This is a genomic window from Lysinibacillus sp. NPDC056185, assembly GCF_047737915.1.
Lineage (GTDB): Bacteria > Bacillota > Bacilli > Bacillales_A > Planococcaceae > Lysinibacillus.
The window spans coordinates 46,936-61,014 of sequence record NZ_JBLLLQ010000012.1; the positions used below are offsets into that span (position 1 = coordinate 46,936).

The following is a 14,079-nucleotide window of genomic DNA, read 5'->3' on the forward strand; positions in this document are numbered from 1 at the left end:
CTTCTTTCCGTCGCTCTGGACTTCCTATCCGTCGCTTCGGCTCTTCTTTCCGTCGCTCTGGACTTCCTATCCGTCGCTTCGGCTCTTCTTTCCGTCGCTCTGGACTTCCTATCCGTCGCTTCGGCTCTTCTTTCCGTCACTTTCGTCTTTCTATCCGTCGCTTCGACTCTTCTTTCCGTCGCTCTGATTTTCATCCGTCGCCTTGGCTCTTCTTTCCGTCGCTTTTGATCTTCTTTCCGTCGCCTCGACTCTTCTTTCCGTCGCTCTCGACCTTCAAAAAAACGCAAGCCCCCATTACTAAGGAGACTTGCGTTATTAATTACATAGAATGTAGATTCTTATTTTTATTTTGCATTACTGCTGTTAATTTTAAACGTAATACTTCTCAACAACTTCTGCACAACGCGCACATACTGTTGGTTGTGCTTCATTTGAACCGACTGTTTCAGAAATAGACCAGCAACGCTCACATTTTTCACCTGTTGCTTTTTCAACAACAATCGATGCATGTTCTAGAGCTAATGCATCTGCAGGTGCGGCTTCTATTGATGCTACTTCAAAGGCAGAAACGATTGAAAGTTGTGCAAAATTGATGCTTGCATCATTTAATAATGCCGCCACATCTTCTTTCGCATAAACTGTCACTTTCGCTTCAAGTGATTTACCAATTGTTTTTGCATTACGAGCTTCCTCTAATGCTTTTAAAATATCATCACGTACATCAATAATTTTCACCCATTTTGCACGTAGACTTTCGAAGTTTTCATGTTCATCTACCTCTGGGAAGTCTGTTAATTGTACAGATACCTCTTCTACAACACCTTGAGCATGTAAGTAAGACCACATCTCGTCACTTGTATGAGGGATAATAGGTGACATTACTTTTACTAATGTCATTAATGTGTCATAAATAACTGTTTGCATCGCACGGCGATCTTTGTTGTCATGGCCTTCGATGTACACAACATCTTTTGCAATATCTAAATAGAATGAAGATAATTCTACTGCAACAAAGTTATTCACTGCATGATAAACAGCTGCGAAATCATAGCGATCATATGCAGCACGTACAGTTTTTAATACATCCTGAAGACGCATATAAACGTACTGATCCATTTCACGTAGATCCTCATATGCTACTCGATCTTTCGTTGCATCGAAATCAGCTACATTTCCGTGTAAGAAACGGAATGTGTTACGGATTTTTCGATAAACCTCAGATACTTGCTTCAACATATCCATTGAGATACGAACGTCGGCTGTATAATCTACAGAAGCAACCCATAAACGCAGAATATCTGCACCATATTGATCCATAACCTTTTTCGGGATAATGACATTCCCTAAAGATTTACTCATCTTACGACCTTCACCATCCAGCACGAAACCATGTGTTAATAGTCCCTTATATGGAGCATAGCCATTAATAGCTACAGAAGTAATTAATGATGAGTTAAACCATCCACGGTGTTGGTCAGAACCCTCTAAATATAGATCAGCTGGATATTTCATACCACGTTCTACTAGCACACCTTGGTGAGAAGAACCTGAGTCAAACCAAACGTCCATAATATCGTTTTCTTTTGTAAATTCACCGTTCGGGCTACTTGCATGTGTGAAGCCTTCAGGTAATAATTCTTTAGCTGTTTTTTGGAACCAAATATTTGATCCATGCTCACGGAATAATGCTGAGATATGGGCAATTGTTTCTGGTGTAATAATTGGCTCTCCATTTTCAGCATAGAAAATTGGAATTGGCACACCCCATGCACGTTGACGTGAAATTACCCAGTCTCCACGGTCACGAATCATATTATAAAGACGAGTTTCACCCCAAGTAGGTGTAAATGTTGTTGATTTTACAGCGTCTAGTAACTCATCACGGAATGCATCTATTGACGCAAACCATTGTGGTGTTGCACGATAAATAACTGGTTTTTTCGTACGCCAGTCATGTGGATAAGAGTGCGTAAAGAAGTTAAGCTTTTCTAATGCACCAACTTCTTTTAATTTTTCTGTAATTAATTTGTTTGCATCATTGTAGAATACACCTTCAAAACCAGGTGCTTCATCTGTATAGCAGCCGCTATTATCAACAGGGCTAAGAATTGGTAGACCATATTGCTTACTAATATGATAGTCATCTTCCCCGTGTCCTGGTGCTGTATGAACACAGCCAGTACCCGCTTCAGCAGTTACGTGCTCTCCAACCATCACAAGAGATTCACGATCATAGAATGGATGCTGTGCAACAATTCGATCTAATGCATCACCTTTAATTTCTTGAACAACTTCGTATGCTTCCCACTCAAGTTCGTTAGCAACTTTTTCTAATAATTCTTTTGCAATAATGAATTTTTTATCTGCAACTGCAACAACCACATAGATAAATTCAGGGTTCACAGAAATCCCTAAGTTTGCAGGAATTGTCCAAGGTGTAGTTGTCCAAATAATCATTTTAGCATCTGCTGGGACAACACCTTTAGCATCTTTAAGCGCAAAGCTTACATAAATAGAAGGCGATTTAATATCTTTATATTCAATCTCTGCTTCTGCAAGTGCAGATTCAGATGATGGAGACCAGTAAACTGGTTTTAAACCTTTATAAATATAGCCTTTTTCAGCCATCTTTCCGAAAACTTCAATTTGACGAGCTTCAAATTCAGGCTTTAATGTAATATATGGATTTTCCCAATCACCACGAACACCTAAACGGCGGAATTGTGTACGTTGGTTGTCGATTTGCTCGTAAGCATACTCTTCACATAATTTACGGAATTCAGCAACAGACATTTCTTTGCGCTTTACACCTTTATTCGTAAGTGCTTGCTCAATTGGTAAACCATGTGTATCCCAACCTGGAATATAGTTTACATGGTAGCCAGTCATAGAGCGATGACGCGTAATCATATCTTTCAGTACTTTATTTAAAGCATGGCCGATATGGATATCACCATTCGCATATGGAGGTCCATCGTGTAACACATACTCAGGGCATCCTTCTGTACGCCCCATTTGTAATTTATTAATGTCCATTTCATTCCATTTTTCTTGCATCTTCGGTTCATTTGCCGGTAAGTTCCCACGCATTGGGAAATCTGTTTTTGGCATTAATAAAGTATCTTTGTACTCAACCATTTTTCAATTCCTCCTTTATTTTACAAACAAAGAACATATGCACTTAGGCGCTCATACAATTACGACAGTTATTAGGCTTATCATTATAACGTGTGGTTGATTTCCGTTCCGGCTGGGCGCTTTCCTGGGGGCGTCCGATGAGCCGCTTCGCTGCAGGATCTCGGGCCAACACGATGTTGGTCACGAAGGCGTTATCACAGGATGTGATGGTTTTAGCCTTCGTTCCTCTATCGCTAATCCCCAAGGAGTCGCCCAGCCTCCACTCCAATCAACTTATATACATGACATACGTTTTGTGAAATACCATCCTCAAGTTCTATTTATCGGCAAAATTAACACGTTTTAACAACAGAAGTATAAGTTACCTCCATTTGAACATAAAAAAGCCTCTCAATCCCTCAAAGGGACGAGAAGCTTATACTCGCGGTACCACCCTAATTGTAGCACAAAATTGTACTACCACTCTTAAAGCACGTTAACGTTGTGCATCACGAAATAACTTACTACATTCAGTTATTTTAGCTCAGAAGTGATATTCATTGTTATTTGCTTGTTCGGGCTCACACTATCCCCAAATCGCTTAACTACGCCTAACAAATACTGTCTTCGTCTCTGCCTGTTTTGCATATGTGTTCAAAATAATTACTATTACATTAGTATATGAAAATCATACAATCACGTCAAGTTTCACTTATTGCTACCTAATATAGGATTAAACTTGATCGGCTTCCTGTGCTTCTTCAACAGATGCTTGAATTTCAGTAAGGTCAATATCGTATTGTAGCAAATGGTCCCAATCATCTGCATTTAGTAAATCCAGTTGTGCCTCTACAAGCATTTTAAAACGATTACGGAATACCTTTGATTGCTTTTTCAGCTCATCAATTTCAATTGTTACTTTACGAGCCTTTGTTAAAGCCTCATTGATAATACGATCAGCATTTTTTTCTGCTTCCTTCACAATGAGTTTAGCCTCTTTTTGAGAATTTCTTCGTACTTCATCAGCTGCTTCTTGTGCAACAACAATTGATTTTTGTAACGTTTCCTCTAATGTGTTAAAATGTCTCGCTTGTTCTAAGGAAATTTCTAGTTGTCTGTCTACTTCCTTTTTTTCACGTAACAAAATTTCATAGTCTTTGATAATTTGATCTAAAAATTCATTTACTTCATCTTCAGCATAACCTCTGAAAGATTTAGTAAACTCCTTATTATGTATATCAATAGGTGATAATGGCATACGATCCTTCTCTCCTTTACATGTACATTCGTACTTTCTATTATACAATTGTTCAAACAACTTAGCAGTAAAAATTAATGAAATTCACTTGATTTTTAGCTTTTTTGGGTCAATCGACCGATTTGTAAACGAATTTTATCTTTTTTTGTACGACCTTCAGTCATCATCATTTTTATTCGACCGCTTCCGCGTACAGATAAAATATCTCCTTCTTGTAATTCAAAAGCAACTGTATCCCGTTCAGTCCAATTGACACGTACCTTTTTACCTGTAATTAATGCTTGTGCCTTCTGACGAGAAATTTTTAAAACCGTTGAGATAATCACATCTAAACGCATAGAAGAAACCGTATGAGATTCTTCTAGCCACTCATCCTCGTTTTGTAGCAATGACTCCGTCTCTTTAATCGATTCTACATGTACCTTTACCTTGCCGATGCCTGTTAAATGTAAGCGTACATAATCAGCTACCTCAATCGCTACTACAAATTGTACAAGATGGTCATTGACACGAATATCACCGAATTTGCCACGATCCAATCCTAAAGATAACAAAGCTCCAAGGACATCTGGATGTCCTAATTGGACAAATTTCACAGGATATTGAATCGTAAATACTGTAAGCTGAAAATCTTCCTCCATAGGCTCATAATAAGTAGGATAAATCAGCATGCGTTGTCTTTCTGCTTCATCAAAGAGCCCAGCACTAGCTGTTTTTAATGTGTCATACTGTCCAATTATCGATGCTACAATAAAGCGCTGTCGAGGATCTAGAAAATCCGTAAGCTTTGGAGCATATCGATCCTCTACCTCATGCTGCCAGCCCATAACCTGTTCAATGAAAGGCTGTTCATCTTTTCTAAAATGCTGTATTAAATGCTCCATATAACTTCACCTCTATTATCACTCTTTTATTTGTACAATTTCATTGGTATTTTAAGGATTTATAAAAAATAGGCTCACAGGGGGCACGGGGCGTCCGACGAGCCGTCTCGCTACTCACGCTTAGGAATTCTAGGGGATCACCACTAAATTGTTTAAATTAAGTATTCCCCATAAATAAAAAATCCCCACCATTCGTGAGGATTTCTTATATTAAAACATAAAGTATATTTTTTGAATTACAATAAAAAGCCCATTTTTAATAAAATTAAGCATAAAAATTGCCACAATTGGTGAAATGTCAATCATCCCGATTGGAGGGATGAATTTCCTGAAAATCCCCAAATAAGGCTCGCATACTTTTTTAAGGAAACGGCCAATTGCTGAATCTTGTACAGCAGGCACCCATGACATTAAAACATATCCAACTAACATATAAGAATACACGTTAAATGCTAATGATATATAACCTAGAATTATCCATAAATCCATATAAACTACAATCCTCGCTATTAATTATCGTCTAAAATAAAATTCGAAATTTCGCCAGACACTTCTACATTATCAGGTGTGCATAGGAAAATATCTTTACCGATTCTTTGAATATCACCGCTAAGCGCATAAACTGTGCCACTTAAAAAATCAATAATCCGTACACCTTGTTCTCGCTCAATACGTTGTAAATTGACAATCGTTGCACGCTTATTTTTTAAGTGTTCCGCAATATCCTGAGCTTCGGCATAAACTCTAGGTTCAACTAAGACAACTTTTGCGCCTTTAGAATTCATGGCTGCCTGCAAACTTACTATGTTGTTTGTAGGTGTTGTACTTTGCGGAAAAATTTCCTGAACCGGTGCTTTACGCTCCTTCATCATTTTTTTAGGCTTCGCAGATTGAATCTGTTGCTGTTGTTGTACGGGTTGTTGCTGTTGAATAGGAGCTTGCGTGATTTCTTCTTCTAGTTCTTCCTCAAGATAAAAGAAATTTTTAATTTTATTTTTCATGCTCATCCTGTTCCCTTCTTTCATTTCCAACAAGAGCCGTTCCAACTCGAACAAATGTAGCCCCTTCTTCTACCGCAATTTCAAAGTCATTAGACATGCCCATTGATAACTCGGTACAAGGAGCGTGCGCGAATCCTTGCTCGGCTATTTGCTGTTGACATTGTTTTAATTGCTTAAAAACAGAGCGAATAATTGTATCCTCATCTGTGTTTGGTGCCATTGTCATTAAACCAACAACTTGAATTTTTGTAAAATCCTTTAATGATTCAATAAAAGGCAGAACTTCTTCAATCGATAAACCATGTTTTGCTTCTTCGCCAGATACATTAACTTGTACAAAACATTTGACAGGTTTGTCTGCTCTTTTTTCAATTTCCTGCGCTAAACCTAAACGATCTAATGAATGTAAAAAATCAATACTGTTAATAACTTGTCTGACCTTACGTGTTTGTAAAGACCCGATATAATGCCAATGTACATCAGCTTGAATCGTTTCAATTTTACGATTTAAGCCTTCAGGACGGTTCTCACCTAAATGTATAAGCCCTGCATCAATTGCTTCTTGTGTTCTTTCTACAGAAACTTCTTTTGTCACTGCAATAATTTGGACTTTTTCTGTTTCACGATTTGCACGTTTTTTTGCTGTTTGTATAAGATCATTAATTTTCTTCAAATTTGCTAAGATTTTTGTCAATGTTTTTCCCAACTTTACAACAATAGTTTCTTTTATTGTAACAAGCAATGCTTGAATTATCAATGAATAGCCTGACCTATGTGAAAGTCCTTATACCCTACCTATGCTTTAAAATTGCTTAAATATTTTAATATGCAAAATATTTTTCTCTTTAGGATAATGCTTTTACTAAAATTACATCTTTCCCCACTACAAGTACATCTTTCATATACACTTTCCTAACAGATTCTTCTCCGCGAAAAAAGCCTAGATATTTACGGGGTTCAGCAATCATAAAAGCCGTTACATAGCCTGTTTCTTTGGATACCTCTGCATCTACCACAAATCCTAAAAAGCGTCCATTACCTGCTTCAATAACTTCTTTTTGTTGTAACATTGAGAAACGCATTTTATCCCTCCCTAAATCAATTACTCTCAACATCGTTTTATCTCAACAAACTATGTTTTCTCTTTATATTTATGTGTTTATTGTTGTTTAAATGAACATGAAATGATCAAGGAATCTCTCTTTGGCAAAGCGCCCAGTCGGAACGGAAATCAACCCCTGCCCTACTTAATTTATACCATTGATATAAATAAAATGCGCACCCTGAATTCGGATGCGCATTGTTTTTTTACTTATAATCTTTCTGCATTGTTTCGATTGCATTTTTTTCTAGACGTGAAATTTGCGCTTGAGAAATCCCCAATTCTTTTGCAATTTCAGTTTGTGTCTCACCGTAATAAAAACGCTTTGCAACAATCATTTGTTGACGATCATCTAACTTTTGCAAACTTTCCTTCACTGACACGTAGGCAACCCATTGATCTTCTGATACATCATCATCACGTAATTGGTCCATCATATAAACAGCGTCTCCACCGTCTGAATAAATGGGTTCCTGTAAGGAAACTGGGTCTTGAATGGCATCTAAAGCAAATAAAACATCTTCCTTTTTCATGTCAATCATCTCAGCAATTTCTTCAATTGTTGGCTCTCGTAAATTATCGGTTATCCATTGTTCTTTTGCCTGCATTGCCTTATATGCAATATCTCTTAGAGAACGAGAAACGCGCAATGCATGATGATCACGCAGATGGCGACGAATTTCACCAATGATCATTGGAACAGCATATGTTGAAAATCGTACATTATGCTTCAAATCAAAATGATCAATAGCTTTCATGAGGCCAATACAGCCTACCTGAAATAAATCATCTGCCTGTTCACCCCTGTAGGCAAATCTACCGACTATACTGAGCACTAACCTTAAATTGCACATTACAAGCTCTTCCCTAATCTCATTTTCTCCAGCTTGTAAACGAATGAATAGTTCCTTCATTTCCTCGTGTTTTAAAATTGGCAAAGTCGATGTATCTAAGCCGCAAAGATCAACTTTAGTTCGCATATTCGATTCCTCCGGATGTTATTCTCTGACTAAACCGTTACATCAGTTTGTCCGAGAGAAACGAGAATATGCACAAAAGCTACGACCAATTTTAGGTAGGTTAAATTTCCCTCCCTAAGATATTGGCTGATTCAGATTTTCACGTAAATCTTGAATAATTTTCTTCTCTAATCGGGAAATATAAGATTGCGAAATGCCTAAATGATCAGCAACTTCTTTTTGAGTCATTTCAATTTTTCCATTGAGACCAAAACGACATTCCATAATATATCGTTCACGTGCACCTAGTAAATTTATGGCATGAAACATATGTTGACGCTCAATTTTCTTCTCTACATTGTCTAAAATAATATGCTCTTCCGTTCCTAAAATATCAGACAATAACAACTCATTTCCATCAGCATCAGAGTTTAATGGTTCATCTAGTGAAACTTCACCCTTCATGCGACTTGTTTTACGTAAATGCATCAAAATCTCATTTTCAATACAACGAGATGCGTATGTGGCAAGCTTAATATTTTTATCTGTATTGAACGTTTCAATCGCCTTTATTAAACCGATAGAGCCAATACTTATTAAATCCTCAATCGGCGTACCCGTATTATCAAAACGTCTAGCAATATAAACAACAAGACGTAAATTACGTTCAATTAGTGTATCTCTAGCACGTAAATCACCATTCATAAAGGATGCAATGACTGTAACTTCTTCTTCTCGACTTAATGGCACTGGCAATGAATCATTTCCCCCTATATAGTACGTTTCACGACTCCGAAACTTACTCCAAAATTTTTTCAAGCTAGCAAGTAGCCTAAGAAGCAATAGTTCTCCCCCTCTATGAGTTATTTGAAAGCGCTGAAAAATGTAAAATTGCTGCTGTGCTATGTGGAAAATTTTTAGCCTTTTTTGTTAAAACGATATATTCATTCGATTTCACTTGTGAGTGCTCCCCCTTTATATGCCACTCTTCAAAGCGAAAACCTAATACAACCGATTGCTGTTGTACTGTATTGACATGAATAAATCGAATGTAACGCTGATAATCTTCTGAAAACATGGATACATTATACGGATCAGTTTCTTGCCATTCTAGCAATGATTTGCTAAATGCTACAGGTAAATGTGGACGTAATGCTGAATAAGAGACAAAGTGAACAGGTTTTCCTGAAAGTGGCTCAATCGCTTGATTTCCCGTATCCACAAATGCAGAAAGCGGTATTTTTACATCAAAAATTTTTAACGTTGTATCAAACACAAACTGACCACTTAACCGCTCAAGCTTTACAAATCCCCATTGCTTATAAAAAGCTACAAGATTACCAACAGCTAATAGTAGGCAAATAATTATAAAATGGACAACAGAAAGATTCTTTAAATGCGGTTGTAATGCTGTTAATAATCCACCAATAATAATTGTTGCTGTTAAAACGATCGGTCCTTGCTTTTGAAAGCTTCGAATCTTGAAGCGAAAAGCTAGTCCAATCAGTAAGATAAAGCTCAGTAGCGTCGTCAACAGCATTTGTCCACCTATTACAGCTACAAAACTACTACAAATAGAACTCATTAATAATCTCGTGTTCTTTACAAAAACCCCTGTTACTTTTGCCGTAAACTTGAGTATCGCTAGATTAAAAAGTGTATTAATGAGCACCAGCCATTCTCCATACATAACAGCCGCCTCCTACATACAAAGTTATCATGTTACTCCCACAAATATTGTCAAACAATCGCATCATTTCATTAAAATGTTTTGACAAAATACATCTTTTCCTTACACATTTGAACATAATTAATTTTTTAGACGTTGAAAATGGTCAAGGAAATTTTTATGAATGTTGGAGCGTTTTATATGTGGATGATTTCTGTTCAGGCTATTCGCCGCTTTTCTGAGAGGCGAACGTCGAGCCGTTTCCTCCACTATTGTTGTTGCCATGTGAATCAGTCGATTTACGTTCCGACTAAGCTACATAATGAAGTAAAAGGATTCACACACAGTCTTGTGTGTGAATCCTTTTTTTGCTCTTTTGAAGGTGGATGTCGATAAAAATTAAAAGTTGGGTGATAAAACGTGAAAGTTAGTCGATAAAATTTAAAAGTTAGGCGATAATTCCTGAAAGTGTTTCGATAAAACTAAAAAGTTGGATGTCATTTTGTTAAAAGGTATGTCATGTGAATTGGTTGATTGGAGTGAAGACTGAGCGACTCCTTGGGGATCAGGAAATAGAGGAACGAAGGCTAACACCATCACGTCCTGTGATAACGCCTTCGTGACCAACATCGGTGCTGCCACCGCTTCGCTTTCGCGCAAAAAACATCTGTTGGCCCGAGACCCTGCAGCGAAGCGGATGTTTTCTGTGCGAAAGCGTAGTGCTAACGTAGCGGCAGCAACGAAGCGGCTCATCGGACACCCCCAGGAAGCTCTGCTCTGTGCGAAAGCGTAGCGTCAGCAACAAAGCGCTCAGTCGGAACGGAAATCAACCCCTCGTTTTGCAGAAAAGCCATACTTTATTTAATGTTTCATATCAACACAAAAAGCTCGTATTTCACATAATGTAAAATACGAGCTTTTTAGAAGGTTGGATGCTGATTTATCCGCGATTTTTACGGTTACGTAAAAATGCTGGTACCTCAAGCGTGTCATCCTGTACATAATTTTGTTGGTTTTGACGTGGTTGCTCTTGTTGTACGTGCACCTCTTGACGTTGCTCACGAATCGGAGCTTGCTGTTGCGGTGCAGCATTTCTATTTGCATTTAACGTCGGTCTTGTAACATTACGCTGTTGCTGTAGAGCTTCCTCTGAGAAACCAGTCGCAATTACTGTCACAATAATTTCATCCTTTAGATTTTCGTTAATAACAGAACCGAAAATCATATTTACTTCTTCATCTGATGCTGATGCTACAATATCTGCAGCCTCTTGTACTTCAAATAGGCTAAGATTTGAGCCACCAGTAATATTCATGAGGACACCTTTAGCGCCATCAATTGATGATTCAAGTAAAGGACTTGAAATAGCTTTCTTAGCTGCTTCTGCAGCACGGTTTTCACCTGTAGCAATACCAATACCCATTAACGCTGAACCTTTGTTAGACATAATTGTTTTTACGTCTGCAAAGTCTAAGTTAATAAGACCTGGTGTTGCAATTAAATCTGAAATACCTTGTACACCTTGTCGTAAAACATTATCTGCTTCACGGAAGGCCTCTAGCATTGGCGTAGATTTATCGACAATTTGTAATAGCTTGTCGTTCGGAATGACGATTAAAGTATCAACAGACTCTTTCATGCCACCAATACCACCGATAGCTTGTGTTTGTCGTTTGCGACCTTCAAACGTAAATGGACGCGTTACAACACCGACTGTAAGAGCTCCTAAATCGCGAGAAATTTGTGCGATTACTGGCGCGGCACCGGTACCAGTTCCTCCGCCCATTCCAGCTGTAACGAATACCATATCTGCACCACGTAGAACCTCTTCTAATTGTTCACGACTCTCTTCAGCAGCTTTTTTCCCTACTTCAGGATTTGCACCTGCACCTAATCCACGTGTAAGTTTTGTACCAATTTGTAGCTTTATTTCTGCTTTCGATAAATTTAGCGCCTGTGCATCTGTGTTTACTGCGATAAAGTCAACACCTTGTACACCATGTTCTATCATTCGATTGACAGCGTTGTTACCGCCGCCACCAACACCAATGACTTTTATTACTGCAAGTTGATCAACACTTGTATCAAATTCTAACATTTCTTTTTCCTCCCACGGTAACTCGACTCTGTATCATTCATTACGCATTCAAGATCAATTATGCCTCGGTATAATTGCGTCCGGAATCGGCTTTGTGCTGGCACAAAGCCGATTCCGTGACATCCGCCGGAGGCATTAACTTCTTTCAGCAGGTGTTTGGACATCTGCTGAAAAGTAGCTTAAATCCGCATTCATCTCTCACCACCTATAGAGGTGGGAGACTTCTGCTGAAAGAAGTTAATCAAAAAATTTATCAAATAATTTTTTTGCTCTTCCGATTACGCTTCCTTTTGATTCTGAAGGTGCAGCATATTCTTGCTTCTTAGGTGTGGCTGTAGGGGATCCTACAACTGCATATTCAATAGGCTGCGTATTAGTACTTTTTCCATAAAAATCATCTTCTAAATAGGCGTAACGAATAAGTCCAACTGCCGTCGTAAATGAAGGCTCTCTAACGCCAATATAGTCAGGTGTATATATTCTAACACGTGTTTGCAGAATCTGGCGTGCCAGTTGAGCAATTCCCTCAAGCTTTGCAACGCCTCCTGTCAAAACAACACCGCCTGGTAAATCTCTAACACCTAGACGGGCTAACTCGTCGATGACTAACTCAAATAATTCTTCCAAACGAGCGCCAATTATTTCTGATATAAAGCGCTGACTGTACTGATCTGTTGAATCTGTCCCTACAACCGGTACTTCGAAGAGTTCATCATCTGATGCGTCATCATAAAAGGCATGTCCAAATTGATGTTTAATTTGTTCTGCCTGTTCTGTTGGTGTTTTTAAGACGATTGAAATATCTTTCGTAATATGATCGCCACCAACTGGTATGACACCCGTATGAGTTAACAGTCCTTCTTCGAATACTGTGATAGTCGTTGAACCGCCTCCTAAATCAATGAAAGCGGTACCTTGGTTTTTTTCATCCTCTGTTAATGCAAAGTAACCTGCTGCTAATGGTTGTAAATAGATTTCTCGAATACTTAGACCTGCACGTTCTACACAACGTAATACATTGTGTAAAAGTGTTTTGGAAGTTGTGATCATTGTGGCATCCATTTCTAAACGAATACCAATCATACCTCGTGGATCTTTGATTTCATCTAAATTATCCACAATAAATTGTCTTGGAATAATATTTACTAATTCACGTTCAGGAGGTATTGACATGACTTGTGCAGATTCTACCACTCTATCTAAATCATCATCTGTAATTTCTCTATTTTCACTATTTACAGCGACAACACCTTTAACTAGCTGTAACATCGTCTGGTTAGCAGGAACACCTAAAACGACTTCATTAATTTGATACCCTGTCATTCGTTCAGCTTGCTCTATTGCTTTTCGAATCGATTGAACTGTTGCATCAATATCAACAATTGCACCTTTTCGAACTCCATTCGATTTTACATTTCCGACACCAATTACATGTAATTGGCCGTCGCTCATTTCACCTATTAATACCTTGATAGAGGAAGACCCTATATCAAGAGAAATATATAAATCTTGCTGATTCAATTAGCTGCACCTCCTTGAAAAAATGCTCTTATTCTCATTCTATTGTAAATTCGGCATAATGTCTAAGCAAATCGAGTATTTTGCTCAATTTTTCTCTCATTCTATGGAATTTTTGTTCCTTTTGTGACGTTTCTCATCTAAGCGAGTTAGTAAAATACGCCTAATGATTGCTATATTCTGGAACAAACGTACTCCGAAGGCAAAAATAGCAGCTAAATACAAATCTATCCCTAAATACACACCTAAAAAGGCTAATCCCGCTGCCAAAGCTATATTAAAAAAGAATCCTGACACAAATACTTTATCGTCATATACTTGCTGTAATTGAGCACGAATACCGCCAAATAATGTATCTAAAGCTGCTAAAACAGCTATTGACAGATAATTTTCATATATAGAGGGTATTTGTATATTTGTTAACAAGCCAAGGGCAAGTCCAAATATCAAACCTAAAAATGGTAGCCACATAT

At 38.0% G+C, this 14,079-nt stretch carries 15 protein-coding genes and 1 other annotated feature; of the genes, 1 reads left to right on the forward strand and 14 read right to left on the reverse strand.

Translation table 11 applies throughout. The features are described from left to right. Positions 1–228: hypothetical protein (locus ACMZ42_RS13380; RefSeq protein ID WP_415731773.1), on the forward strand; the 228-nt coding region annotated here is incomplete at its 5' end. Between the two features lie 141 nt (positions 229–369). Here ACMZ42_RS13380 and ileS read toward each other — a convergent pair. From ileS to ACMZ42_RS13450, 14 genes are all read right to left on the reverse strand, one after another. Next, positions 370–3,138 carry an isoleucine--tRNA ligase gene (ileS, locus tag ACMZ42_RS13385; RefSeq protein ID WP_415731774.1) on the reverse strand — a complete coding sequence of 923 codons (2,769 nt, stop codon included), beginning with the start codon at positions 3,136–3,138 and terminating at the stop codon, positions 370–372. Between the two features lie 399 nt (positions 3,139–3,537). Then, positions 3,538–3,760, reverse strand: a binding site (T-box leader). Positions 3,761–3,850: 90 nt separating this feature from the next. Continuing rightward, positions 3,851–4,375: a DivIVA domain-containing protein gene (locus ACMZ42_RS13390; RefSeq protein ID WP_142507538.1), complete on the reverse strand. Its 525-nt coding sequence runs from the start codon at positions 4,373–4,375 to the stop codon at positions 3,851–3,853. Positions 4,376–4,470: 95 nt separating this feature from the next. Then, entirely contained in the window at positions 4,471–5,259 is a 789-nt protein-coding gene (locus ACMZ42_RS13395) for an RNA-binding protein (RefSeq protein ID WP_370075308.1), read from the reverse strand. A 210-nt stretch (positions 5,260–5,469) separates the two neighbouring features. Continuing rightward, the gene (locus tag ACMZ42_RS13400) at positions 5,470–5,748 is read right to left on the reverse strand and encodes a YggT family protein (protein ID WP_370075309.1); all 279 of its coding nucleotides are present in this window, start codon (positions 5,746–5,748) and stop codon (positions 5,470–5,472) included. A 20-nt stretch (positions 5,749–5,768) separates the two neighbouring features. Continuing rightward, a complete protein-coding gene (locus ACMZ42_RS13405; RefSeq protein WP_370075310.1) occupies positions 5,769–6,266 on the reverse strand; it encodes a cell division protein SepF in 498 nt (165 codons plus the stop codon). After that, positions 6,250–6,954: a YggS family pyridoxal phosphate-dependent enzyme gene (locus tag ACMZ42_RS13410; RefSeq protein WP_370075311.1), complete on the reverse strand. Its 705-nt coding sequence runs from the start codon at positions 6,952–6,954 to the stop codon at positions 6,250–6,252. The genes ACMZ42_RS13405 and ACMZ42_RS13410 overlap by 17 nt, the downstream gene beginning before the upstream one ends. 151 nt (positions 6,955–7,105) lie before the next feature. Then, positions 7,106–7,342, reverse strand: coding sequence for a PRC-barrel domain-containing protein (locus tag ACMZ42_RS13415; RefSeq protein ID WP_049668351.1), 237 nt, complete (start codon positions 7,340–7,342; stop codon positions 7,106–7,108). Positions 7,343–7,568: 226 nt separating this feature from the next. Further along, positions 7,569–8,342 (reverse strand): RNA polymerase sporulation sigma factor SigG, encoded by a 774-nt coding sequence (sigG, locus tag ACMZ42_RS13420; protein WP_142507543.1) that lies wholly within the window; start codon positions 8,340–8,342, stop codon positions 7,569–7,571. Between the two features lie 114 nt (positions 8,343–8,456). Beyond that, positions 8,457–9,164, reverse strand: coding sequence for an RNA polymerase sporulation sigma factor SigE (gene sigE, locus ACMZ42_RS13425; RefSeq protein WP_049668349.1), 708 nt, complete (start codon positions 9,162–9,164; stop codon positions 8,457–8,459). 13 nt (positions 9,165–9,177) lie between these two features. Then, entirely contained in the window at positions 9,178–10,011 is an 834-nt protein-coding gene (locus ACMZ42_RS13430) for a sigma-E processing peptidase SpoIIGA (protein WP_415731775.1), read from the reverse strand. A gap of 420 nt (positions 10,012–10,431) precedes the next feature. Next, positions 10,432–10,743: a hypothetical protein gene (locus ACMZ42_RS13435; protein WP_415731776.1), complete on the reverse strand. Its 312-nt coding sequence runs from the start codon at positions 10,741–10,743 to the stop codon at positions 10,432–10,434. Positions 10,744–10,930: 187 nt separating this feature from the next. After that, positions 10,931–12,088 carry a cell division protein FtsZ gene (gene ftsZ, locus ACMZ42_RS13440; protein WP_370075314.1) on the reverse strand — a complete coding sequence of 386 codons (1,158 nt, stop codon included), beginning with the start codon at positions 12,086–12,088 and terminating at the stop codon, positions 10,931–10,933. 237 nt (positions 12,089–12,325) lie between these two features. Beyond that, positions 12,326–13,609, reverse strand: a complete 1,284-nt coding sequence (gene ftsA / locus ACMZ42_RS13445) for a cell division protein FtsA (protein WP_415731777.1) — start codon at positions 13,607–13,609, stop codon at positions 12,326–12,328. A 96-nt stretch (positions 13,610–13,705) separates the two neighbouring features. Next, positions 13,706–14,077: a small basic family protein gene (locus ACMZ42_RS13450; RefSeq protein ID WP_370075316.1), complete on the reverse strand. Its 372-nt coding sequence runs from the start codon at positions 14,075–14,077 to the stop codon at positions 13,706–13,708. Positions 14,078–14,079: the final 2 nt, after the last annotated feature.